The following is a 23,847-nucleotide window of genomic DNA, read 5'->3' as shown; positions in this document are numbered from 1 at the left end:
CGAACAGTCGGTGAACATCTACAACTGCGAGCGGCCACATGCCGCCCTCAAATACAAAACGCCCGATGCGGTGCATCGGGCGTTTAGCGGGTGAACACTGTCAACCTATTCCAGGACTTGACACCGGGCCGGTGATCAGTGCGCGAACAGGTTCATGATGTCCTGCTTTTCCTGCTCGTCGACGTGCGGCACGGTGGCGTCGACGTTCTGCGCGGCCGGTGCCTGCGGTACGCCGACTGTCGACACGAAGCCGTGACCCGGCGCGAACTCGGTGAAGTACAGCTCGCCGCCGAGCGATTCGACGCCGTCCGGCACCGTCGGCTTGAATTCGGGTACGCCCTTCAGCGCGGCCCCCATGTAGTCGATCCAGACGGGCAGCGACAGGCCGCCGCCCGTTTCGCGATCGCCGAGGCTGCGCGGATTGTCGTAGCCGATCCACGCGATCGCGGCGAGCGTGTGCTGGTAGCCGGCGAACCACGCGTCGTGCGAGTCGTTCGTCGTGCCGGTCTTGCCCGCGAGGTCGGTGCGCTTCAGCACGTTGGTCCGTGCGCCCGTGCCGCGCTGCGCGACGCTCTGCAGCAGGCTGTTCATCACGTACGCGTTGCGTGCGTCGATCGCGCGCGGCGCGTTCTGCTCGGCGACGAGCGGCTGCGCGCGCACGACGATCGCCCCGTTCGGATCGGTGACTTCGGCGATCAGGTACGGATTGACGCGGTAGCCGCCGTTCGCGAAGACCGAGTACGCGCCTGCCATCTGCAGCGGCGTGACCTGGCCCGCGCCGAGTGCCATCGGCAGGTAGGCCGGATGGCGTTCGGCGTCGAAGCCGAAGCGCGTGATGTACTGCTGCGCGTACTTCGTGCCGATGTGGTTCAGGATCCGGATCGACACGAGGTTGCGCGAGCGCTGCAGCGCGGTGCGCATCGACATCGGGCCTTCGAAGCCGCCACCGTAGTTCTTCGGCTCCCACGGCTGGCCGCCCGTTTCGGCGGCGCTGAAATACAGCGGGCCGTCGTTGATCACGGTTGCCGGCCCGAGGCCCTTGTCGAGCGACGCCGAATAGATGAACGGCTTGAACGACGAACCCGGCTGCCGCCATGCCTGCGTGACGTGGTTGAACTTGTTCTTGTTGTAGTCGAAGCCGCCGACGAGCGAGCGGATCGCGCCGTCCTGCGGGACGATCGACAGGAACGCCCCCTCGACCTGCGGCAACTGCGTGATCGACCATTTGCCGGCGTCGTTCTTCACGACGCGGACGATCGCGCCCGGGCGGATGCGGCGATTCGGCTGCGCATTGGCTGACAGCGCGCCCGACGCGAAGCGCAGGTTGTCGCCTTCGACCGTCGCATTGCTGCCGTCGATGAACGCAACCGTGATCTGGCGCGGGCTGGCGGCCGTGACGACCGCGGCAATCAGTTCGCCGTTGTCGGGGTGTTCGAGCAGCGCATCGTCGATCGCCTGTTCGCGGTCGTCGGCACCGGCCGGCAGTTCGATGAAGCCTTCCGGCCCCCGATAGCCGTGCCGGCGTTCGTAATCCATGATGCCCTTGCGCAGCGCGGTGTAAGCGACCTGCTGGTCCGCGGAGTCGATCGTCGTGACGACGTTGAAGCCGCGCGTGTAGGTTTCCTCACGGTACTGCGCGTACATCATTTGTCGGACCATTTCCGCGACGTACTCGGCGTGCACGCTGAAATCGCGGCCCGGCCCCTTGACGACGAGCGGCTGTGCGACAGCCTCGTCGTACTGCTCGCGCGAGATGAAGTTCAGCTCGAGCATCCGTTGCAGGATGTATTCCTGGCGCACTTTCGCGCGCTTCGGGTTCACGACCGGGTTGTACGCGGACGGCGCCTTCGGCAGCCCGGCGAGCATCGCGGCTTCGGCGAGCGTGATGTCCTTCAGGTCCTTGCCGAAATAGACCCGTGCGGCGCTCGCGAAGCCGTACGCGCGCTGGCCGAGATAGATCTGATTCATGTAGACCTCGAGAATCTGATCCTTCGTCAGCGCCCGCTCGATCCGGTACGCGAGCAGCATCTCGTAGATCTTGCGCGTGTAGGTCTTCTCGCTCGACAGGAAGAAGTTGCGCGCGACCTGCATCGTGATCGTGCTCGCACCCTGCGACGCATGGCCGTTCGTCAGCGCGACGAAGCCGGCGCGGACGATGCCGGTGAGGTCGACGCCGCCGTGATCGTAGAAGCGCGCGTCCTCGATCGCGAGGATCGCATTCTTCAGCGAGTCGGGCACGTCCTTGAAATGGACGACGTCGCGGCGCTCTTCGCCGAATTCGCCGATCAGCACGTGATCGGACGTATAGATGCGCAGCGGCACCTTCGGCCGATAGTCGGTCAGCGCGTCGAGCGACGGCATGTTCGGCCAGGCGACGACGAGCGCGTAGCCGAGCACGAGGCCGCCGGCCACGACGAGCGCCACGCACATCGTGGCGAATCCGAGCAGGACTTTTTGCCACCAGGGCCGCTTCTTCGGCTCCGGGGCGGGAGGCGGGGACGTAGGAGTCGTGGATTGCATAGGCATACCGGAAAACAGTCCCGCGATTATAGCTGCCCGGTAAGACCGGTCCTGACGCGAGGGGCCGCCCGCCGCGAAGCTGCGGGCTGGCGTACTACCAGCATAGCCCGCGCACGGCCGTGGCGAGCGGATGCTGGCCGTTAGGCCGACTGTCGGCCGCGCGCGCCGCTTTGCAGAATCAGGTCTCGGAAACGCGGCGTGGGCCGCGACGATCTCGGGAGGCTGGGATGGCAGGACGATGGGGAGCGTGGTTTGCGCGGAGCGGGCACCGGTCGACGGGAATCGACGTCGGTTCGGACGAGGTGAGGGTGGTCGTGCTGAGCCGGCGCGGCCGGGGCGCGGAGGTGTGCGTCGAGGGGCTTGAGCGGGAGCCGGTCGGGTTGGCGGGCGGGCCGGAGGATGCGCGTTGGGCGGCGGTCGCGCGTGCGCTGGCCGCCGCCGTGTCGAGGCTGTCGGCGGCCGACGTGCGGTGCGATGCGCGCGGGGTGATGGCATTGCACGATGACGAGATGCGCACCGCGACGCTCGATCTGGCCGGGCGGGATGACGTTGAAGACGCTGCGCGGCAGGCGGCTGAGCGCATCTCGGGGCTGGCGCCGGACAGCCTCGCGTTCGACTGGCGGCAGGATGGCGGCGCGGGGGCGGGCGAGATCGAGGTTGCCGTGGCCCCGCTGGCGCTGCTCGAACGGCGGATCGACGTGGCTGCGCAGGCCGGTGTCGACCTGACGGTGGTCGACGGCGAGTCGGCCGCAGCGCTGCGTGCGTTGCGCTACGCCGCGCAATTCGAACCCGACGCGCAGGCGGGCCCCTACGCGGCGCTCTGGTTTCACGACTCGGGCGTGCACGGCTGGCGAATCGACGGCCCGTTGGCCGTACCGGTGCTGACGCTGTCCGGTGCCGTGCCGGGGGCGTTTGCCGATGCATTGCGCCGGCGCGCGCTCGGGGCCGTGCAGTGCGTACTCGTGGCCGGGGACGAGCGGTGTATCGCCCGCTTCGATACGTCCGTCGCCGAGATTGGCGATGTGCTCGGCGCGGTTGCAGTGTCGTTCGACTGCACGGGCTGGAGCGGGCAGCCGCGCCAGCCCGCCGGCATGCCGGGCGGCCCGGCACTGGCTGTCGCATTCGGGCTGGCATTGCGCGGGGTGTGGGCGTGACGGCCGATCGCGCGGAGCAGGGCGGCTTCAACCTGCTGCCGTACCGCGAGCTGCTGGTGCAGGCGTTGCGACGTCGTCGGGCCGCGCAGTGCGGCATGGCGATTCTGTTCGGCGTGCTTGGCACCAGCCTGTGGACGGGCGCCGCCACCGGGGTGCGGTGGCGGGTGGATGCCGAGCGCGCAAGCGTGGAGGCGCGGCTGCGGCAGTTGCAGCCGCAGGTGGGCGCGGCGACGCGCGCCGCCAATGCAGCGGCCGTCGCCGCGCAGCGCGACGCGCAGGCGGCTGCGCTTGCCGTGCCTTACCGACACGTCGCGGGGCTGCTGGCGACACTGGCGCAGGTGGGCGACGGCACCGTCCGGCTCGACGCGCTGCGCACGACGTCGGCCAGTGCCGTGCTCGAGGCGCGCGCCGCGAGCTACCCGGCGGCGGCGCGATGGCTCGCGGCGATGGCGCACGCGCAGCGTGGCTGGCGGATCGATATCGATGCGTTGAAGCCTGCTTCGGATGCTCCGGTCGCGACGGGCGGGATGCCGTTCCGGTTCTCGGTCCAGTTGCGCCGGCACGATGCGATGCCGTCCCGGGAAGTGTCGGGAGGTGGCGCATGACGGCGCGCGCGCATCGGCCCGCACCGCGCGGTGACGGGTGGCTCGGCGGCATGCGGCGCGTGTCGCCGGCGGCGGTACACATCGCAGGCTGCGTGCTCGCGCTCGCCGCCGTGCTGGCGGGCGGCATTCATCTGGCAAATGCGGCCGACTGGAGCGGGCTCGCGCACAGCCGCGCGTTGCTGGCAGCGGCGCAGATGCGTGAGGCCGACGCGCAGCGTGTCCTGGCAGCCGCTGCACGGTCGCGCGGCGTGCATCCGGTGGCGGCACACGGCGATCGCTTGCCGCGAGCGCCGGAATGGGCCGCGTTGATGCTGGAACTGGCTGATCGCGCCGCGTCGAGCGGGCTGCACGGCGTCTCGATCGAACCGCAGCGCGCCGATGGCGCGGTGCCGGACGGTCGGCGCACGGTGCGCATCGTCGCGGATGGCGGCTTTCGTGCGTTGCTGCAGATGGTCGGCGGGCTGGCGCGTTTCCCGGTGCTGGCGGTGCCGACCGCGCTGCGTGTCGAACGCGGAAAGGCGGCGGCGCGCGTGGAAATGTCTGTCGACGTGTTTCCGGCGTTGCCGGCGGCAACGTCCACGGGCGGGGATGCGTCGGTTCTGGCCGATGCGCCCGGCGCCGATCCGTTCGGCGACGCCGGCAGGTCTGAAGCGGAGGGGGCGGCGGCCCGCCTGGCCGGCACGATTCGCGACGGGCGCGCCGGTCTCGCGCTGTTCGACGACGGTGACGGCGCGTTCGCGGCCGTGGTGCCCGGCGAAGCCCTCGGGGCCGCGCGAGTGGTACGAGTCGATCCCGTCACCGTGACGCTCGCGACGGCGGACGGCGCGTACCGCGTCACGCTGGATGACGGGAGGCGGCCATGATGAAGCACGGATGTCGGGTACTCGCCGTCTGGGCCGGATTGAGCGCGGCCGGCGCAAGCGCCTCGTTGCCACCGCTGCCGGCAGTCTGGCCAGCCGCCGCATCGATGGACATGCCGGTGCCGGGCCTGCCGTTGCCGCCAGGTACGGTGGACGGTGCGGACAACACCGTATCGGCGGAGGCCGGCCCGCCGCCGTTCGACCAGGCGGCTCGCGCGGCGCTTCAGGCGGGGGCCGCCACCCCGGCACCCGGGCTGGAGGGGCCGCCGATCCCGTTGGCGCCGCCGGCCCGGATCGGCGACGCCGCGGCGCGGCAACCCGGCGATGCGGACGATGCGCGGCGGATCTCGCTGAATCTGCGAGGCGCGGGGCTCGCGGCCGCGTTCGACGCGTTCGCGCGGTTCACCGGGCTCAATATCGTCGTCGGCGAACAGGTGCGCGGCACCGTCACGTTACGTCTGAACAATGTGCGCTGGCGCGACGCCTTCGACACGCTGCTCGACACGCACGGGCTCGCGATGTCCCGGCGGGGCAACGTGATATGGGTCACGCCGGCGGCCGAACTGGCCGCGCGCGAACGCGAGCGCTTCGAAATGCACGCGCGGGCCGCCGATCTGGAGCCGCTGGCGAGCCGCACGTTCGCGCTGCACTACCCGCGCGCGCAGGATGTGCAACGGCTGCTGGCCGGTGCGACGGGCCAGCGCCTGCTGTCGAAACGCGGCGCCGCGGCGGCCGATCCGCGTACGAACCTGCTGTTCGTCACCGATCTCGCGCCGCGTCTCGACCAGATCGCGAGCCTGATCGATGCGATCGACCGGCCGTCGCGGCAGGTCCGGATCGAGGCCCGCATCGTCGAGGGCGAGCAGGGTTTTTCGCGTAATCTCGGCGCTCGCGTTGCGTTGCGGGCGCAGGAGCGACCGCCGTCGGGCGAGAGCGCCACGTTCACGGCCGGCGCGCGCAACGCGCTCGACCTTGCCGCGCGGCCGCTCGGCGGCTTCGAAGCGGCAACCGCGGGCTTTACGCTGTTCGCCGCACCGCTCAGCCGTGTGCTCGACGTCGAACTGAGCGCGCTCGAGGCGCAGGGGCGGGGTCAGATCGTTTCGAGTCCGCGCGTGGTGACCGCCGATCGCGTCAAGGCCATCGTCGAACAGGGTTCGGAACTGCCGTACCAGGCGAAGGTCGGCAACGGCGTGAGCGGCGTGCAGTTCCGCCGGGCGACGCTCAAGCTCGAGGTCGAGCCGCAGATCACGCCGGACGGGCGCGTGGTGCTCGACCTCGACGTGACGAAGGACAGCATCGGCGAGCCGACCGCGGCTGGCCCGGCGATTCATACGAAGCACGTCCAGACGCGCGTCGAGGTCGAGAACGGCGGGACGGTCGCGATCGGCGGGATCTATGAGCAACTGAACCGGAACGATGTGACGCGCGTGCCGCTCTTGGGCAAAATACCGTTTCTGGGCGCGCTCTTCCGGCACCGCGCGCAGCGCGATCAGCGCAACGAACTGGTCGTCTTCATCACGCCGACCGTCGTCGATGCGCGCTGCGATGCGCGCGGCGCGGGCAGCGCGGATGGCGAAGAAACAGGGCCGGAAGCCGCCGGCGCAGGCTCGACAAGGCAGCCGCTTTGCCAGTAAGCTGCGCCACACACCAGCAAGATTGAAGCAGAGGAAGCCGTTGCAAGCGCGGGACCCACATGCAAGCGTATTTTTCGTCGGCCTTATGGGAGCGGGTAAGACCACCGTGGGCCGCGCGGTCGCGCGTCGTCTCGACAGGACGTTCTTCGACTCCGACCACGAAATCGAGGCCCGCACGGGCGCGCGCATTCCGACGATCTTCGAGATGGAGGGCGAGGCCGGGTTTCGCGATCGCGAAACGCAGGTGATCGCCGAGCTCACGCAGCGCGAGAACATCGTGCTCGCGACGGGCGGCGGCGCGGTGCTGCGCCCGGAAAATCGCGATTGCCTGAAAAGCAACGGCATCGTCATCTACCTGCGCGCCAATCCGCACGACCTGTGGCTGCGCACGCGCAAGGACAAGAACCGCCCGCTGCTGCAGACCGAAGATCCGAAGGGGCGTCTCGAAGCGCTATATGAAGTGCGCGACCCGCTGTACCGCGAATGCGCGGATTTCGTCATCGAGACCGGCCGTCCGTCGGTCAACGGTCTCGTCAACATGGTGCTGATGCAACTCGAACTGGCGGGCGTCATCGCCAAGCCGCTACAAGCATGATTACTGTCAACGTCGATCTGGGCGACCGCGCCTATCCGATTCACATTGGCGCCGGCCTGATCGGCCGCGCCGAGCTGTTCGCCCCGCACATCAAGGGTTCGTCCGTCACGATCGTCACGAACACGACGGTCGATCCGCTCTACGGCGATGCACTGCGCGCGGCGCTTGCACCGCTCGGCAAGCGCGTGTCGACGGTCGTGCTGCCGGACGGCGAGGCGTACAAGAACTGGGAAACGCTGAACCTGATCTTCGACGGCCTGCTGACCGACCGCGCGGATCGCAAGACGACGCTCGTCGCGCTCGGCGGCGGCGTGATCGGCGACATGACGGGCTTTGCCGCTGCGTGCTACATGCGCGGCGTGCCGTTCATCCAGGTGCCGACGACGCTGCTGTCGCAGGTCGACTCGTCGGTCGGCGGCAAGACGGGCATCAACCACCCGCTCGGCAAGAACATGATTGGCGCGTTCTACCAGCCGCAGGCCGTGATCGCCGACATCGGCGCGCTGACGACCCTGCCCGACCGCGAACTGGCGGCCGGCGTTGCCGAGGTCATCAAGACCGGCGCGATCGCCGATGCGCAATTCTTCGACTGGATCGAGGCGAACGTCGACGCGCTGAACCGTCGCGACCCGGCTGCGCTCGCGCACGCGGTGAAGCGCTCGTGCGAGATCAAGGCGAGCGTGGTGGCGGCCGACGAACGCGAAGGCGGCCTGCGCGCGATCCTGAACTTCGGCCACACGTTCGGCCACGCGATCGAGGCCGGGCTCGGCTATGGCGAGTGGCTGCATGGCGAGGCGGTCGGCTGCGGGATGGTGATGGCGGGCGACCTGTCGGTGCGGCTCGGCCTGCTCGACGAAGCGTCGCGGCAGCGCCTCGATGCGGTGATCGCGGCCGCGCACCTGCCGACCCGCGGGCCCGCGCTCGGCGATGCGCGCTACATGGACCTGATGCGCGTCGACAAGAAGGCCGAGGCCGGCGCGATCAAGTTCATCCTGCTGAAGCGATTCGGCGATACGCTGATCACGCAGGCGCCGGACGAAGCCGTGTTCGCTACACTGGCCCAGACCACCCGCTAACGGCGGCCCGGATGCCCCGGCGCCCCTGACATGGAGGAGACGTGAGCGAGACATCCAGCAGCACACTGCCCGAAGCCGGCCACGCATCCACTGCGCCGGTGGCCGAGCCGCCGACCTTGGCGGCGCTGGAAGCCCATCTCGCTCCGTATGCCGCTCACGCGTTGCAATCGCGCGGCCGTCGTCATCCGGAAACACCGCCGGCGGCGCGCACCGAATTCCAGCGCGACCGCGACCGCATCGTCCACTCGACCGCATTTCGCCGGCTCGAATACAAGACGCAGGTCTTCGTCAATCACGAAGGCGACCTGTTCCGCACACGTCTCACTCACAGTCTCGAAGTTGCGCAGATCGCACGCTCGGTCGCGCGCAACCTGCGTCTGAACGAGGATCTCGTCGAGGCGATCTCGCTCGCGCACGATCTCGGCCATACGCCGTTCGGCCATGCCGGGCAGGACGCGCTGAATGCCTGCATGCGCGAGCATGGCGGCTTCGAGCACAACCTGCAGAGCCTGGCGGTCGTCGACGAGCTCGAGGAGCATTACGGCGCGTTCAACGGGCTGAACCTGTGCTTCGAGACCCGCGAAGGCATTCTGAAGCACTGCTCGCGCGAGAATGCGCGCAAGCTCGGCGCGCTCGGCGAGCGCTTCCTGCAGGGTCGCCAGCCGTCGCTCGAAGCGCAGATTGCCAACATCGCGGACGAGATCGCGTATAACAACCACGACGTCGACGACGGCCTGCGTTCCGGCCTGATCACGATCGAACAGCTCGCGGAAGTCGAGCTGTGGCAGCGCCACTACGAGGCGGCGCTCGCCGAATTCCCGCACCTCGAAGGCCGCCGTCTCGTGCACGAGACGGTGCGCCGCATCATCAACACGCTGATCGTCGACCTGATCGACGAGACGACGCGCAACCTCGCGCGCGTCGCGCCCGCGTCGCTCGACGACGTGCGCGCCGCGCCGCCGCTCGTGTCGCACAGCGAATCTGTCGCCGCCCAGGCGGCCGCCCTCAAGCGTTTCCTCTTCAAGAACCTCTATCGCCACTACAAGGTGATGCGCATGGCGAGCAAGGCGCAGCGCGTGGTCACCGGGCTGTTCGAGGCGTTCATCGACGATCCGCGCCTGCTGCCGCCGCCGTACCAGTCCGACGACGCCGCGCAGCAGCCGCGTCTCGTCGCGCACTACATCGCCGGCATGACCGACCGCTTCGCGCTGAAGGAGTATCAGCGCCTGTTCGTCATCAGCGACAACTGACTGTCACAAACGATCACTAGACTTCGCCGGTTCAATGGCGATGGGAATGTTGCACGCGCTGTTGGTAACGTTTTCATAGGAGAGAGATCGATGAAGAAGAAGCCTGCGGGGACCATGGTTCGTTCGATCGCGCTCGGCGGCGCGCTGATGTTCGGGGCGCAGCACGTGGCGTTCGCCGCGACGGAGATCCAGTTCTGGCATGCGATGGAGGCCGCGCTCGGCGAGCGGGTCAACCTGATCGCCGACCAGTTCAACGCGTCGCAGAGCGACTACAAGATCGTGCCGGTCTTCAAGGGCACCTACGACCAAGCGCTCGCGGCCGGCATCGCCGCTTATCGCAGCGGCAACGCGCCGGCGATCCTCCAGGTCTATGAAGTCGGCACGGCCACGATGATGCAGGCGAAGAAGGCCGTCGTGCCTGTCCACGACGTGTTCAAGCAGGCCGGCGTGCCGCTCGACGAAAAGGCGTTCGTGCCGACCATCGCGAGCTACTACAGCGACGCGAAGACGGGCCATCTCGTGTCGATGCCGTTCAACAGCTCGACGCCGGTGCTGTACTACAACAAGGACGCGTTCAAGAAGGCCGGCCTCGATCCGAACCAGCCGCCGAAGACGTGGGCCGACGTGCAGGCCGATGCGGAGAAGCTGCGCAAGTCGGGGATGGCGTGCGGCTTCACGACCGGCTGGCAAGGCTGGATCCAGCTCGAGAACTACAGCGCCTGGCACGGGCTGCCGTTCGCGAGCCGCAACAACGGCTTCGACGGTAACGACGCGGTGCTCGAATTCAACAAGCCGCAGCAGATCGCGCACGTCGCGTTCCTGCAGCAGATGGCGAAGGACGGCACGTTCACGTACGCGGGCCGCAAGGATGAAGCGTCGGCGAAGTTCTACAGCGGCGACTGCGGGATCATGACGACGTCGTCGGGCGCGCTCGCGAACGTGCAGAAGTTCGCGAAGTTCAGCTATGGCACGGGCATGATGCCGTACGACGCGAACGTGAAGGGCGCACCGCAGAACGCGATCATCGGCGGCGCGAGCCTGTGGGTGCTGGCCGGCAAGGATCCGGCAACCTACAAGGGCGTCGCGAAATTCCTTGCGTACCTGGCCTCGCCGGCCGTTGCCGCGAAGTGGCACCAGGACACGGGCTACCTGCCGGTCACCACGGCCGCGTACGACCTGACGCGCCAGCAGGGCTTCTACGCGAAGAACCCGAGCGCCGAAACCGCGATCAAGCAGATGCTGAACAAGCCGCCGCTGCCGTACACGAAGGGGCTGCGCCTCGGCAACATGCCGCAGATCCGCACGGTGGTCGACGAGGAATTCGAGCAGGTCTGGGCGCAGAAGAAGTCGCCGAAGGATGCGCTCGATTCCGCGGCTTCGCGCGGCGACGAACTGCTGCGCCGCTTCGAGAAGTCGGGCGGCTGAGCCCGCATCGCACCGTGCCGCCGGCCGCGCCGCATCCCGGATGGATGCACGCGCCGGCCGGCGGCACGCCCCCCTTTCCGTTGCGCCTGACCGGATCTCCGCGATGCAATCCCGTTCCCGTTTCGGCACGAGCCTGTTGCCGTACCTGCTGATCGCCCCGCAGCTCGCGATCACCGCCGTGTTCTTCCTGTGGCCGGCCGGCGTCGCGCTGTGGCAGTCGACGCAGATGCAGGACGCGTTCGGCACGTCGAGCGAATTCGTCGGCTTCGCGAACTTCACGCACCTGTTCGCCGATCCGCTGTATCTCGATTCGTTCCGCACGACGCTCGTGTTCAGCTCGCTCGTCACGGTGAGCGGGCTCGTCGTGTCGCTGATCCTCGCCGCGTGCGCCGACCGCGTGATCCGCGGTGCACGCGTGTACCGCACGCTGCTGATCTGGCCGTACGCGGTCGCCCCGACGATCGCCGCCGTGCTGTGGGCGTTCCTGTTCAACCCGAGCATCGGCCTGATCACCTATGCGCTCGCGAAGAGCGGCATCGTGTGGAACCACGCGCTGAACGGCGGCCAGGCGATGTTCCTCGTCGTGCTCGCGTCGGTGTGGAAGCAGGTGAGCTACAACTTCCTGTTCTTCTATGCGGGCCTGCAGGCGATCCCGCGCTCGCTGATCGAGGCGGCCTCAATCGACGGCGCCGGGCCGGTGCGGCGCTTCTTCAACATCGCGCTGCCGCTGCTGTCGCCCACCAGTTTCTTCCTGCTGGTCGTGAACCTCGTGTACGCCTTCTTCGACACGTTCCCGGTGATCGACGCGGCCACCGGCGGCGGCCCCGCGCAAAGCACCAAGACGCTGATCTACAAGATTTTCGCGGAGGGCTTCCAGGGGCTCGACATCGGCAGCTCGGGCGCGCAGTCGGTCGTGCTGATGATCATCGTCGTCGGGCTCACGGTGATCCAGTTCCGCTTCGTCGAACGCAGGGTGCAATACGCATGATCGAGAATCGCAAGGGCTTCGACCTGTTCTGCCACGCGGTGCTGATCGCGGGTGTCGTGCTGATCGTGTTTCCCGTCTACGTTGCGTTCTGCGCGGCGACGATGAACGCGCAGGAAGTGTTCACGGTGCCGCTGTCGCTCGTGCCGAGCACGCACCTGTTCGAGAACGTCGCGTACATCTGGGGGCACGGCAGCGGCGGCACGACGGCGCCGTTCGGCCGCCTGCTCGTGAACAGCTTCGCGATGGCGCTCGGCATCGCGGTGGGCAAGATCGCGGTGTCGATCCTGTCCGCGTACGCGATCGTCTATTTCCGCTTCCCGTTCCGCAACACGGCGTTCTGGCTGATCTTCATCACGCTGATGCTGCCGGTCGAGGTGCGGATCTTCCCGACCGTGCAGGTCGTGTCGACGCTGCACCTGACGAACACCTATGCGGGGCTCACGCTGCCGCTGATCGCATCGGCGACCGCGACGTTCCTGTTCCGCCAGTTCTTCATGACGCTGCCCGACGAGCTGATGGATGCCGCGCGCATCGACGGCGCGGGGCCGCTGCGGTTCTTCTGGGACGTCGTGCTGCCGCTGTCGAAGACGAGCATCGCGGCGCTGTTCGTGATCACGTTCATCTACGGCTGGAACCAGTATCTGTGGCCGATCCTGATCACGACGGAGGCATCGCTGTCGACGGCGGTGGTGGGTATCAAGACGATGATCGCGAGCGGCGACGCCGCAACCGAATGGCAATACGTGATGGCGGCGACGCTGCTGGGGATGATCCCGCCGCTCGTCGTCGTGCTGGCGATGCAGCGCTGGTTCGTGCGCGGCCTCGTCGATTCCGAGAAATAAACAACGGACGGTAACCGGGAGAAGGACCAGGTATGGCTGCGCTGAGCTTGAAGGGCGTCAGGAAATCCTACGACGGCAAGCAGCACGTGCTGCATGGCATCGACGTGGAGATCGCCGACGGCGAATTCATCGTGCTGGTCGGCCCGTCGGGCTGCGGCAAGTCGACGTTGCTGCGGATGATCGCGGGGCTCGAGACGGTGACGGACGGCGAGATCGCGATCGGCGAGCGCGTCGTCAACGCGCTGGAGCCGAAGGATCGCGACATCGCGATGGTGTTCCAGAACTATGCGCTGTACCCGCACATGACGGTCGCGCAGAACATGGGCTACGGGCTGAAGATCCGCGGGATCGAGCGCGCGACGATCGACTCGCGCGTCGCCGCGGCCGCGAAGATCCTCGAGCTCGAGCCGCTGCTCGCACGGCGGCCGCGCGAGCTGTCGGGCGGCCAGCGGCAGCGCGTCGCGATGGGGCGCGCGATCGTGCGCGAGCCGTCGGTGTTCCTGTTCGACGAGCCGTTGTCGAACCTCGACGCGAAATTGCGCGTGCAGATGCGGCTCGAGATCCAGCGGCTGCATGCACGGCTCGCGACGACGAGCGTCTACGTGACGCACGACCAGATCGAGGCGATGACGCTCGCGCAGCGCGTGATCGTGATGAACCGCGGCTACGCGGAGCAGATCGGTGCGCCGGTCGACGTGTACGAGAAGCCGGCGACGGTGTTCGTCGCGGGCTTCATCGGCTCGCCCGCGATGAACCTGATGCACGGCCGGCTGTCGGACGACGGTGCGATGTTTACGGTTGCAGGCGGCGGCCCTGCGCTGCCGGTTGCCGGCGCGCCCGGCATCGGTACCGCGATCGCCACCGGGCGCGACTGGGTGCTCGGCGTGCGTCCCGAGCACATGACGCCGCAGCCGGGCGTCGCGCAGGCGACGCTGCCGGTCGATTCGTGCGAGCTGCTCGGCGCGGACAATCTCGCGCATGGCCGCTGGGGCAATCACGATGTTGCGGTGCGCCTGCCGCACGCAGACCGCCCCGCGCGCGGCACGGCGCTGGCGGCCGCGCTGCCTGCGCACCGGCTGCATTTCTTCGATCCCGAGACCGGCAAGCGTGCCGCCTGAACCTGCTGTACCAGCCGAGAGACCGACGATGACAACCCGTACCGACTGGCCCTATCCGCGCGTCGTCGCCCATCGCGGCGGCGGCACGCTCGCGCCGGAGAACACGCTCGCCGCGCTCGACGAAGGCGCGCGCCGTGGCCACCGGATGGTCGAGTTCGACGCGAAGCTGTCGGCCGACGACGTGACGTTCCTGCTGCACGACGACACGGTCGACCGCACGTCGAACGGTCACGGCGCGGCGGCAGGCATGCGCTATGACGCGCTGGCCGCGCTCGACGCGGGTGCGTGGCTCGACGCGCGCTTCGCGGGCGAGCGGATGCCGACGCTCGAGGCGGCGGCGGCGCGCTGCCTCGCCCACGGGCTGGCAGCCAATGTCGAGATCAAGCCGTGCCCGGGGCGCGAGCGCGAGACCGGGCAGCGCGTGGCGGCCGACGCGGCCGCGTACTGGCGCGATGCCGCGGTCCCGCCGCTCCTGTCGTCGTTCTCGTTCGATGCGCTGCAACAGGCGCGCGCGACGGCGCCGGCGCTGCCGCGCGGGATGCTCTACGAGGCCGTGCCGGACGACTGGCACGCGCAAGTGGTCGGCGCGCTCGGCTGCGTTTCGTTGCATGCAGACCACAAACAGCTCGACGAACCGCTCGTGCGCGCGATCAAGGCGGCCGGGTTGCGCATCCTGGTTTACACGGTAAACGACCTCGAACGGGCACGCGAACTGGCGCGCTGGGGCGTCGACGCGGTCTGCACGGACCGGATCGACCTGATCGCCTCCACGGCACTGGACGACATCGACATCGCCTGACGGCCGCGACGGCGGCCGGTGAAACCCGTGTCGGGAACGTGCCCGACGCGAAAAAAGCGACGCCCCGGCGGGTTTCCCGCCGGGGCGTTTTACATCGTGGAGACGTTACGTCAGGAAAAATCCGCTACAAATTGCAGCAGGATTAACCATTCCCCAAATATTCGACTACGCTTAGAAGCGGTAGCCGACGTTCAGGTACGTCACGATCGGGTTCAGCGAGATGTGCGCTTTCGACGTTTCGGTCAGGGTGCCCACCTGGGTTCGCTTGGCGGTCGTGAACGTCGCGGTCACGCTGACCGGGATGTACGACATCGAGAGGCCGGCGAACCAGTGTTTCGTGAAGTTGTACGTGAAGCCGGCGTTGAACACGGGCGCCCACTGGTTGCTGGTCTGTGCGCTGGTCGGGCCGCCGAGCGCGCCGTTTTCGAACGCGCTGTTCGTGATCTTCGCGCCGGTGAACCAGATATACGTCGCGCCGACGCCGACATACGGACGGAACTTCGCGTTGGCGTCGTTGAAGTAGTACTTGAGGAGGAGCGCGGGGCTCCACTGGTACGCGCGGCCGAGCGTACCAAAATTCGCGAACTGACCCTTGCCGGTGATGTCGAACTTCGGCGGAATGCCGGCAATGAACTCGGTGGCGATATGGTCGGTCACGAAGTAACCGGTCGCCAGTGCGAGCGTGTCGGCGTCGCTGATGCCAGCACCCGTGTTGGGAATCGATTGGTTGACGGGCGTGCCGCCGACGCCGTAGAGGTACAGCGGATCGCTGCTGTCCTGTGGCGCGAGGTGCAGCCAGCCGGTGCTGACGTAGAAATCGCCTGCGGATTGTGCGTGTGCCGTACCGCCCGCAAACGTGAATGCGAGCGCTGCAGCCCCCGTAATGGCCAGTTTTCGTTTCATTGTGTCTCCTCCGATGTAAGGCGTGCTCATTATGACGACTGCGTTTAAAACCAAACAAGCTCGTAAGTTAGAGTTTTCACCCTAGGATTAGTACGACCGTACGCTTCCGCGCCCTGTCGGGACAGGCATTCTACGCAGGTGCGCACTATCGGACCCCCGGGTATTTCCTAACGCGTTCAAACGGACATTCAGCATGGCACGGTTAGCACGACTCTACGTTCCCGACCAGCCGCAGCACGTGATACTGCGCGGCCTGGATCAGCAACCCGCGTTCGTCGACGACCAGGACTACGAACTCTTCATCGATTGCCTGAAGGCCGCCGCGCGCGATCATCACCTGTCGGTGCACGCCTACGTGCTGCTGCCGCGCCAGGTGCAACTGCTCGTGACGCCGAGCGACGAGGCGAGCCTGCCGAAAGCGATGCAGGCTGTCGGCCGCCGCTATGTCGCACATTTCAACCGGCGCTATTCGCGGCGCGGCACCCTGTGGGAAGGCCGCTACCGCGCGACGGTGATCGAAGGCGAGCGCTATTTCCTGCTCGGGAGCCGCGTGGTCGAGATGAGCCCGGTGCGCGCGCAGCTCGTCGCGACGCCCGAGGCTTATCGCTGGTCGAGCTACCGGCATCACGTCGGGCTCACCGTCGACAGCCTGATCACCGACCATCCGCTCTACTGGGCGCTCGGCAATACGCCGTTCGACCGCCAGCGCGCGTACAAGGAGCTGTGCGAGCAGCCGCTCGACGAGCGGCAGGCCGACCAGTTGCAGCAGGCGACGTTGAAGGGTTGGGTGCTCGGCGGCGAGAATTATCGCGAGTGGGCGGCGCGTACCGCGAACCGGCGCGTGTCGCCGCTACCGCGCGGACGCCCCAGAAAGGTGCGTGAAAACACGCCGCCGATCCAGCAGTAATCCGGGAATGGCGGTTCAGGAGGCGGCGCTGCGGGCGCCGCTTCTTTTTGCACCAAAATGATGCGGCCCCAATAAAATGGCACCAGATCGAGGCATGCATTTAATTGGGGTTCAATCAAGCGGTTTTTGTTGCTATTCCTTTGATTCGTCGCGTATATTCCGAATTCCGGTGGCCCGGGCGAAGCATGCCCATCCACTGTCGGCCGTGCCGTCTCCCGTCGGGAGCGGGATCGACGGCAACAAGAAAATGGTTCAACGGCCTCCAGGCCCCCTTTACGACGGTGTCCCCATGAACGACCACCAGCAGCCGCTCGCCGCGGTGCCCGCCGCACAAGGTCTGTATGACCCGCAAAACGAACACGACGCCTGTGGCGTCGGCTTCGTCGCTCACATCAAGGGCAAGAAGAGCCACGAGATCATTCAGCAGGGTCTGAAGATCCTCGAGAACCTCGATCACCGCGGCGCGGTCGGCGCCGATCCGCTGATGGGCGACGGCGCGGGCATCCTGATCCAGATCCCGGACGCGTTCTATCGCGAGGAAATGGCGAAGCAGGGCGTGAACCTGCCGCCGGCTGGTGAATATGGGGTCGGCATGATCTTCCTGCCGAAGGAAAACGCATCGCGCCTCGCGTGCGAGCAGGAGCTCGAGCGGACGGTGAAGGCCGAAGGCCAGGTCGTGCTCGGCTGGCGCGACGTGCCGGTCGACCATGCGATGCCGATTTCGCCGACCGTGAAGGCGAGCGAGCCGCTGATCCGCCAGATCTTCATCGGCCGCGGCAAGGACATCATGGTGACGGACGCGCTCGAGCGGAAGCTGTATGTGATCCGCAAGACGGCGAGCCACCGCATCCAGGCGCTGAAGCTCAAGCACGGCAAGGAATACTTCGTGCCGTCGATGTCGGCGCGCACGATCGTCTACAAGGGCCTGCTGCTCGCGGGCCAGGTCGGCGTGTACTACCGCGACCTGCAGGACGCGCGCGTCGTGTCGGCGCTCGCGCTCGTGCACCAGCGCTTCTCGACCAACACGTTCCCGGCGTGGGAACTGGCTCACCCGTACCGGATGATCGCGCACAACGGCGAGATCAACACCGTGAAGGGCAACGTGAACTGGCTGAACGCGCGTACCGGCGCGATCGCGTCGCACGTGCTCGCCGACGATCTGCCGAAGCTGTGGCCGCTGATCTACCCGGGCCAGTCGGATACCGCGTCGTTCGACAACTGTCTCGAGCTGCTGGTGATGGCCGGCTACCCGCTCGTGCACGCGGTGATGATGATGATCCCGGAAGCGTGGGAACAGCACACGCTGATGGACGAGAACCGCCGCGCGTTCTACGAATACCACGCCGCGATGATGGAGCCGTGGGACGGCCCGGCCGCGATCGCGTTCACCGACGGCCGCCAGATCGGTGCGACGCTCGACCGTAACGGCCTGCGCCCGGCGCGCTACATCGTGACCGACGACGACCTCGTCATCATGGCGTCGGAAGCCGGCACGCTGCCGATCCCCGAATCGAAGATCGTCAAGAAGTGGCGCCTGCAGCCGGGCAAGATGTTCCTGATCGACATGGAACACGGCCGCATCATCGACGACAAGGAACTGAAGGACAACCTCGCGAACGCGAAGCCGTACAAGAGCTGGATCGACGCCGTGCGCATCAAGCTCGACGAGATCGAGCCGAAGGCCGAGGAAGTCGCGGCCGGCCGCACGCAGGGCGCCGCGCTGCTTGATCGCCAGCAGGCGTTCGGCTATACGCAGGAAGACCTGAAGTTCCTGATGGCGCCGATGGCGCAGCAGGGTGAAGAAGCCGTCGGCTCGATGGGCAACGACTCGCCGCTTGCGGTGATGTCGAACAAGAACAAGACGCTCTATCACTACTTCAAGCAGCTGTTCGCGCAGGTCACGAACCCGCCGATCGACCCGATCCGCGAGAACATGGTCATGTCGCTCGTGTCGTTCATCGGCCCGAAGCCGAACCTGCTCGACACGAACAACATCAACCCGCCGATGCGTCTCGAAGTGTCGCAGCCGGTGCTCGACTTCAAGGACATCGCGAAGATCCGCGCGATCGACCAGTACACGGGCGGCAAGTTCAGCGCCTACGAACTGAACATCTGCTACCCGGTCGCTTGGGGCAAGGAAGGCATCGAGGCACGCCTCGCGTCGCTGTGCGCGGAAGCCGTCGACGCGGTGAAGTCGGGCTACAACATGCTGATCGTGTCGGACCGCAAGACGGACGCCGAGCATGTCGCGATCCCGGCGCTGCTCGCCACGTCGGCGATCCACTCGCACCTCGTCCAGCAAGGGCTGCGCACGAGCACGGGCCTCGTCGTCGAGACGGGCTCCGCGCGTGAGACGCACCACTTCGCGCTGCTCGCGGGCTACGGCGCGGAAGCCGTGCACCCGTACCTCGCGATGGAAACGCTCGCGAAGATGGCGGAAGGGCTGCCGGGCGACCTGTCGCCGGAGAAGGCCGTCTACAACTTCACGAAGGCGGTCGGCAAGGGCCTGCAGAAGGTGATGTCGAAGATGGGCATCTCGACGTACATGTCGTACACGGGCGCGCAGATCTTCGAAGCGCTCGGCCTGTCGAGCGACCTGGTCGAGAAGTACTTCAAGGGCACGGCGTCGAAGGTTGGCGGCATCGGCCTGTTCGAAGTCGCGGAAGAAGCGATCCGCCTGCACCGCGATGCGTTCGGCGACAACCCGGTCCTGCGCGACATGCTCGACGCGGGCGGCGAGTACGCGTACCGCGTGCGTGGCGAAGACCACATGTGGACGCCGGATTCGATCGCGAAGCTGCAGCACGCGACGCGCAGCAACTCGTACCAGACGTACAAGGAATACGCGCACCTGATCAACGACCAGACCAAGCGTCACATGACGTTCCGCGGCCTGTTCGAGTTCAAGGTCGAGCCGACCAAGGCGATCCCGATCGACGACGTCGAATCGGCGAAGGACATCGTCAAGCGCTTTGCGACGGGCGCGATGTCGCTCGGTTCGATCAGCACCGAAGCGCACGCAACCCTCGCGGTCGCGATGAACCGGATCGGCGGCAAGTCGAACACCGGCGAAGGCGGCGAGGACCAGAAGCGCTACCGCAACGAGCTGCGCGGCATTCCGATCAAGGCCGGCGAGACGCTGAAGTCGGTGATCGGCGACGAGATCGTCAGCGACATTCCGCTGAAGGACGGCGATTCGCTGCGCTCGAAGATCAAGCAGGTCGCGTCGGGCCGCTTCGGCGTCACCGCCGAGTACCTCGCGTCGGCCGACCAGATCCAGATCAAGATGGCGCAGGGCGCGAAGCCGGGCGAAGGCGGCCAGTTGCCGGGCCACAAGGTGTCGGAATACATCGGCAAGCTGCGTTACTCGGTGCCGGGTGTCGGCCTGATCTCGCCGCCGCCGCACCACGACATCTACTCGATCGAGGATCTGGCGCAGCTGATCCACGACCTGAAGAACGTGAACCCGAGCTCGAGCATCTCCGTGAAGCTTGTGTCGGAAGTGGGCGTCGGCACGGTCGCGGCCGGTGTCGCGAAGGCGAAGGCCGATCACGTCGTGATCGCCGGCCATGACGGCGGCACGGGTGCGTCGCCGCTGTCGTCGGTCAAGCACGCGGGCACGCCGTGGGAACTCGGCCTCGCCGAAACGCAGCAGACGCTGGTGCTGAACCGCCTGCGCGGCCGCATCCGCGTGCAGGCCGACGGCCAGATGAAGACGGGCCGTGACGTCGTGATCGGCGCGCTGCTCGGCGCGGACGAATTCGGCTTCGCGACGGCACCGCTCGTCGTCGAAGGCTGCATCATGATGCGCAAGTGCCACCTGAACACGTGCCCGGTCGGCGTCGCGACGCAGGATCCGGTGCTGCGTGCGAAGTTCCAGGGCCAGCCCGAGCACGTCGTGAACTACTTCTTCTTCGTCGCCGAGGAAGTGCGCGAGATCATGGCGCAGCTCGGCGTCGCGAAGTTCGACGACCTGATCGGCCGCGCCGACCTGCTCGACACCCGCAAGGGCATCGAGCACTGGAAGGCGAAGGGCCTCGACTTCTCGCGCGTGTTCTACCAGCCGGAAGAGTGCGAGGACGTCGCGCCGCGTCACGTCGACGTGCAGGATCACGGCCTCGAGCGCGCGCTCGACCACGTGCTGATCGAGAAGGCGAAGGCCGCGATCGAGAACGGCGAGCATGTGTCGTTCATCCAGCCGGTGCGCAACGTGAACCGCACGGTCGGCGCGATGCTGTCAGGCGTGATCGCGAAGAAGCACGGCCACGACGGCCTGGCCGACGATGCGGTGCACATCCAGCTGAAGGGCACGGCCGGACAGAGCTTCGGCGCGTTCCTCGCGAAGGGCGTGACGCTCGACCTCGTCGGCGACGGCAACGACTACGTCGGCAAGGGCCTGTCGGGCGGCCGGATCATCATCCGTCCGACCAACGACTTCCGCGGCAAGTCCGAGGAAAACATCATCTGCGGCAACACGGTGATGTACGGCGCGATCGAAGGCGAATCGTTCTTCCGCGGCGTCGCGGGCGAGCGCTTCTGCGTGCGTAACTCGGGCGCGACGGCGGTCGTCGAAGGCACGGGCGATCACGGTTGCGAATACATGACGGGCGGTACGGTCGTCGTGCTCGGCGAGACCGGGCGCAACTTCGCGGCCGGCATGTCGGGCGGTCTCGCGTACATCTACGATCCGGAAGGCACGTTCGCGGCGAAGTGCAACAAGTCGATGGTCGCGCTCGAGCCGGTGCTGCAGCAGGCCGAGCAGGAGCGCACGGTCGACCGCGCGCTCTGGCATGCGGGCATGACGGACGAAGCGCTGCTCAAGGGGCTCGTCGAGCGTCATTTCCAGTTCACGGGTTCGCCGCGCGCGAAGTCGCTGCTGGAAAACTGGGACGCGGCGCGCCGCCAGTTCGTGAAGGTGTTCCCGCACGAATACAAGCGCGCGCTGGGCGAGATCGGTGCGAAGAAGGCGGCGAAGGAAGAACTGGCCGCCTGAGCGACGAACGACATAGCGAATGCCGCGCGCGCATGATTGCCGCGCGCGGCTCCCCCACCCGATACACCGAACAGAAGAGCACCTTATGGGCAAGGCAACCGGTTTTCTGGAGTTCGAACGCCGCCACGAGGCGTACGAAGCACCGCTCACGCGCGTGAAGCACTACAAGGAATTCGTCGCGGCACTGACCGACGCGGACGCGAAGGTCCAGGGCGCACGCTGCATGGATTGCGGCATCCCGTTCTGCAACAACGGCTGCCCGGTCAACAACATCATTCCGGACTTCAACGATCTCGTTTACCGGCAGGACTGGCAGCAGGCGATCGAAGTCCTGCACTCGACCAACAACTTCCCGGAATTCACGGGCCGCATCTGCCCGGCACCGTGCGAGTCGGCATGCACGCTCGGGATCAACGACGACCCGGTCGGCATCAAGTCGATCGAGCACGCGATCATCGACAAGGCCTGGGCGGAAGGCTGGGTGAAGCCGCTGCCGGCCGAGCACAAGACGGGCAAGAAGGTCGCGGTCGTCGGCTCGGGCCCCGCGGGCCTCGCCGCCGCGCAGCAGCTCGCGCGCGCGGGCCACGACGTGACGGTGTTCGAGAAGAACGATCGCGTCGGCGGCCTGCTGCGCTACGGGATCCCCGACTTCAAGCTCGAGAAGTGGCTGATCGACCGCCGCATGCGCCAGATGGAAGCGGAAGGCGTGACGTTCCGCACCAGCGTGTTCATCGGCAAGGATCAGCTGCCCGAGTCGATCGGCAGCCTCGCGAAGGAAACCATCTCGCCGGACACGCTGAAGGAAGAATTCGACGCGGTCGTGATCGCCGGTGGTTCGGAAACGCCGCGCGACCTGCCGGTGCCGGGCCGCGAACTCGCGGGCGTGCATTACGCGATGGACTTCCTGCCGCAGCAGAACCGCGTGAACGCGGGCGACAAGCTCGTCGACCAGCTGCTCGCGAAGGGCAAGCACGTGATCGTGATCGGCGGCGGCGATACGGGTTCCGACTGCGTCGGCACGTCGAACCGTCACGGCGCGAAGCACGTCACGCAGTTCGAGCTGCTGCCGCAGCCGCCGGAAGAGGAAAACAAGCCGCTCGTGTGGCCGTACTGGCCGATCAAGCTGCGCACGTCGTCGTCGCATGAGGAAGGTTGCGAGCGCGACTGGGCGGTCGCGACGAAGCGCCTCGAAGGCAAGAACGGCAAGGTCGAGAAGCTGATCGCGGTGCGCGTCGAGTGGAAGGACGGCAAGATGCAGGAAGTGCCGGGCTCCGAGTTCGAGATGAAAGCCGACCTCGTGCTGCTCGCGATGGGCTTCACGCAGCCGGCAGCGCCCGTGCTCGAAGCGTTCGGCGTCGCGAAGGATGCGCGCGGCAATGCACGCGCTGCAACCGAAGGCGATCGCTCGTACTACACGTCGGTCGACAAGGTGTTCGCGGCGGGCGACATGCGCCGTGGCCAGTCGCTCGTGGTGTGGGCGATCCGCGAAGGCCGCCAGTGCGCGCGGTCGGTCGATGCGTACCTGATGGGGCATTCGAGCCTGCCGCGGTAAGCGCGGGTCGAGCAGCATCGCGGTATCAGCCGGGCGTCCGAAAGGGCGCCCGGTTTTTTTATGGTGCGGCCAGTATCGATGATGCTGGGGGCCGAACGACGTCAATGCGCTGGTTTCGCCGGCGCGAGCGGAAGCATCTGGATTCTTCCGAAGCCGGTGACGCGGCCGTCGCAAGCGATCGTCGCGACGTAGCTGGCGTCGCCCGATCTCAGATCGAATCTCCACCAGCCGAGCGTGTCGGTGTGGTAGCGGGGCGTGCCGACGAATTCAACTTCGTCGGTAAGGCTCCCCTGCGCTTTCGCGAAAGCAAGAATCCCTGCCTCAAGCTCCGCGATCGATGCGTTGGGGCACATGCCTTCGTCTCGCTCGTATCTCGCCATTCCGACGACGAAGAGCAAGAGCAACGCAAGCGCGGCGGCTGCCGCGATCAGGATAAAGGTCAGGCGAACGACGCAACGGGTGACGGTCGGGATCATGAAGGTGTCCGGAGGTTTCGTGACGAGCGAGACGGCGATTTCGGCTGAAGCTCTCGGCAGCGTACGATTCATGGTCCTCCGGGCGCATCGCCCTGCCGGGCAGTCGCACCCGGCCCACCCCCGCATTTTCGCGAAGCGTCGCCTAATCTG

General features: G+C 67.1%; 18 protein-coding genes. 15 read left to right on the top strand and 3 right to left on the bottom strand.

Going from position 1 to position 23,847, the window contains the following annotated elements; translation table 11 throughout:
* Positions 1–135 precede the first annotated feature (135 nt).
* Complete coding sequence (locus LGN19_RS32440) at positions 136–2,526, bottom strand: penicillin-binding protein 1A (protein WP_226219338.1); 2,391 nt, start codon at positions 2,524–2,526, stop codon at positions 136–138.
* Between the two features lie 221 nt (positions 2,527–2,747).
* On the opposite strand from LGN19_RS32440, the gene LGN19_RS32435 reads away from it, so the two are divergent.
* The 12 genes from LGN19_RS32435 to ugpQ all read left to right on the top strand — a co-directional run bounded on the left by LGN19_RS32435 (position 2,748) and on the right by ugpQ (position 14,866).
* Positions 2,748–3,674, top strand: a complete 927-nt coding sequence (locus tag LGN19_RS32435; RefSeq protein ID WP_226219336.1) for a competence protein ComA — start codon at positions 2,748–2,750, stop codon at positions 3,672–3,674.
* On the top strand, positions 3,671–4,279 hold the full coding sequence (locus LGN19_RS32430) for a fimbrial protein (RefSeq protein ID WP_226219334.1): 609 nt from the start codon (positions 3,671–3,673) through the stop codon (positions 4,277–4,279). Before LGN19_RS32435 ends, LGN19_RS32430 begins: the two co-directional genes overlap by 4 nt.
* The gene (locus LGN19_RS32425; protein WP_226219332.1) at positions 4,276–5,142 is read left to right on the top strand and encodes a pilus assembly protein; all 867 of its coding nucleotides are present in this window, start codon (positions 4,276–4,278) and stop codon (positions 5,140–5,142) included. Before LGN19_RS32430 ends, LGN19_RS32425 begins: the two co-directional genes overlap by 4 nt.
* On the top strand, positions 5,139–6,773 hold the full coding sequence (locus tag LGN19_RS32420; protein WP_226219330.1) for a type IV pilus secretin PilQ: 1,635 nt from the start codon (positions 5,139–5,141) through the stop codon (positions 6,771–6,773). The genes LGN19_RS32425 and LGN19_RS32420 overlap by 4 nt, the downstream gene beginning before the upstream one ends.
* A 40-nt stretch (positions 6,774–6,813) precedes the next feature.
* On the top strand, positions 6,814–7,368 hold the full coding sequence (locus LGN19_RS32415; RefSeq protein WP_122944213.1) for a shikimate kinase: 555 nt from the start codon (positions 6,814–6,816) through the stop codon (positions 7,366–7,368).
* Positions 7,365–8,444, top strand: a complete 1,080-nt coding sequence (aroB, locus tag LGN19_RS32410) for a 3-dehydroquinate synthase (protein ID WP_226219328.1) — start codon at positions 7,365–7,367, stop codon at positions 8,442–8,444. The genes LGN19_RS32415 and aroB overlap by 4 nt, the downstream gene beginning before the upstream one ends.
* 41 nt (positions 8,445–8,485) lie before the next feature.
* Positions 8,486–9,694, top strand: a complete 1,209-nt coding sequence (locus LGN19_RS32405; protein WP_413227257.1) for a deoxyguanosinetriphosphate triphosphohydrolase — start codon at positions 8,486–8,488, stop codon at positions 9,692–9,694.
* 90 nt (positions 9,695–9,784) lie between these two features.
* Complete coding sequence (gene ugpB / locus LGN19_RS32400; protein ID WP_226219326.1) at positions 9,785–11,119, top strand: sn-glycerol-3-phosphate ABC transporter substrate-binding protein UgpB; 1,335 nt, start codon at positions 9,785–9,787, stop codon at positions 11,117–11,119.
* A 103-nt stretch (positions 11,120–11,222) separates the two neighbouring features.
* A complete protein-coding gene (gene ugpA / locus LGN19_RS32395) occupies positions 11,223–12,107 on the top strand; it encodes a sn-glycerol-3-phosphate ABC transporter permease UgpA (protein WP_226219325.1) in 885 nt (294 codons plus the stop codon).
* Positions 12,104–12,949 carry a sn-glycerol-3-phosphate ABC transporter permease UgpE gene (gene ugpE, locus LGN19_RS32390; protein ID WP_089444814.1) on the top strand — a complete coding sequence of 282 codons (846 nt, stop codon included), beginning with the start codon at positions 12,104–12,106 and terminating at the stop codon, positions 12,947–12,949. The genes ugpA and ugpE overlap by 4 nt, the downstream gene beginning before the upstream one ends.
* Positions 12,950–12,981: 32 nt before the next feature.
* A complete protein-coding gene (locus LGN19_RS32385) occupies positions 12,982–14,067 on the top strand; it encodes a sn-glycerol-3-phosphate import ATP-binding protein UgpC (protein ID WP_226219323.1) in 1,086 nt (361 codons plus the stop codon).
* Positions 14,068–14,095: 28 nt separating this feature from the next.
* Positions 14,096–14,866 carry a glycerophosphodiester phosphodiesterase gene (gene ugpQ, locus LGN19_RS32380; RefSeq protein ID WP_226219321.1) on the top strand — a complete coding sequence of 257 codons (771 nt, stop codon included), beginning with the start codon at positions 14,096–14,098 and terminating at the stop codon, positions 14,864–14,866.
* A 171-nt stretch (positions 14,867–15,037) separates the two neighbouring features.
* Here the strand turns inward: ugpQ and LGN19_RS32375 are convergent, their stop codons facing one another.
* On the bottom strand, positions 15,038–15,769 hold the full coding sequence (locus LGN19_RS32375) for an OmpW/AlkL family protein (RefSeq protein ID WP_226219319.1): 732 nt from the start codon (positions 15,767–15,769) through the stop codon (positions 15,038–15,040).
* A gap of 193 nt (positions 15,770–15,962) precedes the next feature.
* Between LGN19_RS32375 and LGN19_RS32370 the strand changes: the two genes are divergently transcribed.
* From LGN19_RS32370 to LGN19_RS32360, 3 genes are all read left to right on the top strand, one after another.
* Positions 15,963–16,676: a transposase gene (locus LGN19_RS32370; protein WP_122944220.1), complete on the top strand. Its 714-nt coding sequence runs from the start codon at positions 15,963–15,965 to the stop codon at positions 16,674–16,676.
* A gap of 289 nt (positions 16,677–16,965) precedes the next feature.
* Positions 16,966–21,669: a glutamate synthase-related protein gene (locus tag LGN19_RS32365; protein ID WP_174958678.1), complete on the top strand. Its 4,704-nt coding sequence runs from the start codon at positions 16,966–16,968 to the stop codon at positions 21,667–21,669.
* An 85-nt stretch (positions 21,670–21,754) separates the two neighbouring features.
* Positions 21,755–23,221: a glutamate synthase subunit beta gene (locus tag LGN19_RS32360; protein WP_122944222.1), complete on the top strand. Its 1,467-nt coding sequence runs from the start codon at positions 21,755–21,757 to the stop codon at positions 23,219–23,221.
* Positions 23,222–23,322: 101 nt separating this feature from the next.
* Here LGN19_RS32360 and LGN19_RS32355 read toward each other — a convergent pair whose 3' ends face one another.
* On the bottom strand, positions 23,323–23,769 hold the full coding sequence (locus LGN19_RS32355; RefSeq protein ID WP_226219317.1) for a hypothetical protein: 447 nt from the start codon (positions 23,767–23,769) through the stop codon (positions 23,323–23,325).
* Between the last annotated feature and the right edge of the window lie 78 nt (positions 23,770–23,847).

The sequence above is a fragment of the Burkholderia sp. AU30198 genome, assembly GCF_020419825.1.
GTDB lineage: Bacteria > Pseudomonadota > Gammaproteobacteria > Burkholderiales > Burkholderiaceae > Burkholderia.
The sequence above is the reverse complement of the archived record's forward strand: the minus strand, read 5'-3'. Positions and strand labels throughout refer to the sequence as shown.

What these genes read in the sequence shown, in the direction of transcription:
- LGN19_RS32425 (WP_226219332.1), top strand. Translation starts at nt 4,276, where the DNA reads ATGACGGCGCGCGCGCATCGGCCCGCACCGCGCGGTGACGGGTGGCTC.
- LGN19_RS32360 (WP_122944222.1), top strand. Translation starts at nt 21,755, where the DNA reads ATGGGCAAGGCAACCGGTTTTCTGGAGTTCGAACGCCGCCACGAGGCG.
- ugpA (WP_226219325.1), top strand. Translation starts at nt 11,223, where the DNA reads ATGCAATCCCGTTCCCGTTTCGGCACGAGCCTGTTGCCGTACCTGCTG.
- LGN19_RS32365 (WP_174958678.1), top strand. Translation starts at nt 16,966, where the DNA reads ATGAACGACCACCAGCAGCCGCTCGCCGCGGTGCCCGCCGCACAAGGT.
- LGN19_RS32420 (WP_226219330.1), top strand. Translation starts at nt 5,139, where the DNA reads ATGATGAAGCACGGATGTCGGGTACTCGCCGTCTGGGCCGGATTGAGC.
- aroB (WP_226219328.1), top strand. Translation starts at nt 7,365, where the DNA reads ATGATTACTGTCAACGTCGATCTGGGCGACCGCGCCTATCCGATTCAC.
- LGN19_RS32440 (WP_226219338.1), bottom strand. Translation starts at nt 2,526, where the DNA reads ATGCCTATGCAATCCACGACTCCTACGTCCCCGCCTCCCGCCCCGGAG.
- LGN19_RS32355 (WP_226219317.1), bottom strand. Translation starts at nt 23,769, where the DNA reads ATGAATCGTACGCTGCCGAGAGCTTCAGCCGAAATCGCCGTCTCGCTC.
- ugpE (WP_089444814.1), top strand. Translation starts at nt 12,104, where the DNA reads ATGATCGAGAATCGCAAGGGCTTCGACCTGTTCTGCCACGCGGTGCTG.
- LGN19_RS32370 (WP_122944220.1), top strand. Translation starts at nt 15,963, where the DNA reads ATGGCACGGTTAGCACGACTCTACGTTCCCGACCAGCCGCAGCACGTG.
- LGN19_RS32435 (WP_226219336.1), top strand. Translation starts at nt 2,748, where the DNA reads ATGGCAGGACGATGGGGAGCGTGGTTTGCGCGGAGCGGGCACCGGTCG.
- LGN19_RS32385 (WP_226219323.1), top strand. Translation starts at nt 12,982, where the DNA reads ATGGCTGCGCTGAGCTTGAAGGGCGTCAGGAAATCCTACGACGGCAAG.
- ugpQ (WP_226219321.1), top strand. Translation starts at nt 14,096, where the DNA reads ATGACAACCCGTACCGACTGGCCCTATCCGCGCGTCGTCGCCCATCGC.
- LGN19_RS32375 (WP_226219319.1), bottom strand. Translation starts at nt 15,769, where the DNA reads ATGAAACGAAAACTGGCCATTACGGGGGCTGCAGCGCTCGCATTCACG.
- ugpB (WP_226219326.1), top strand. Translation starts at nt 9,785, where the DNA reads ATGAAGAAGAAGCCTGCGGGGACCATGGTTCGTTCGATCGCGCTCGGC.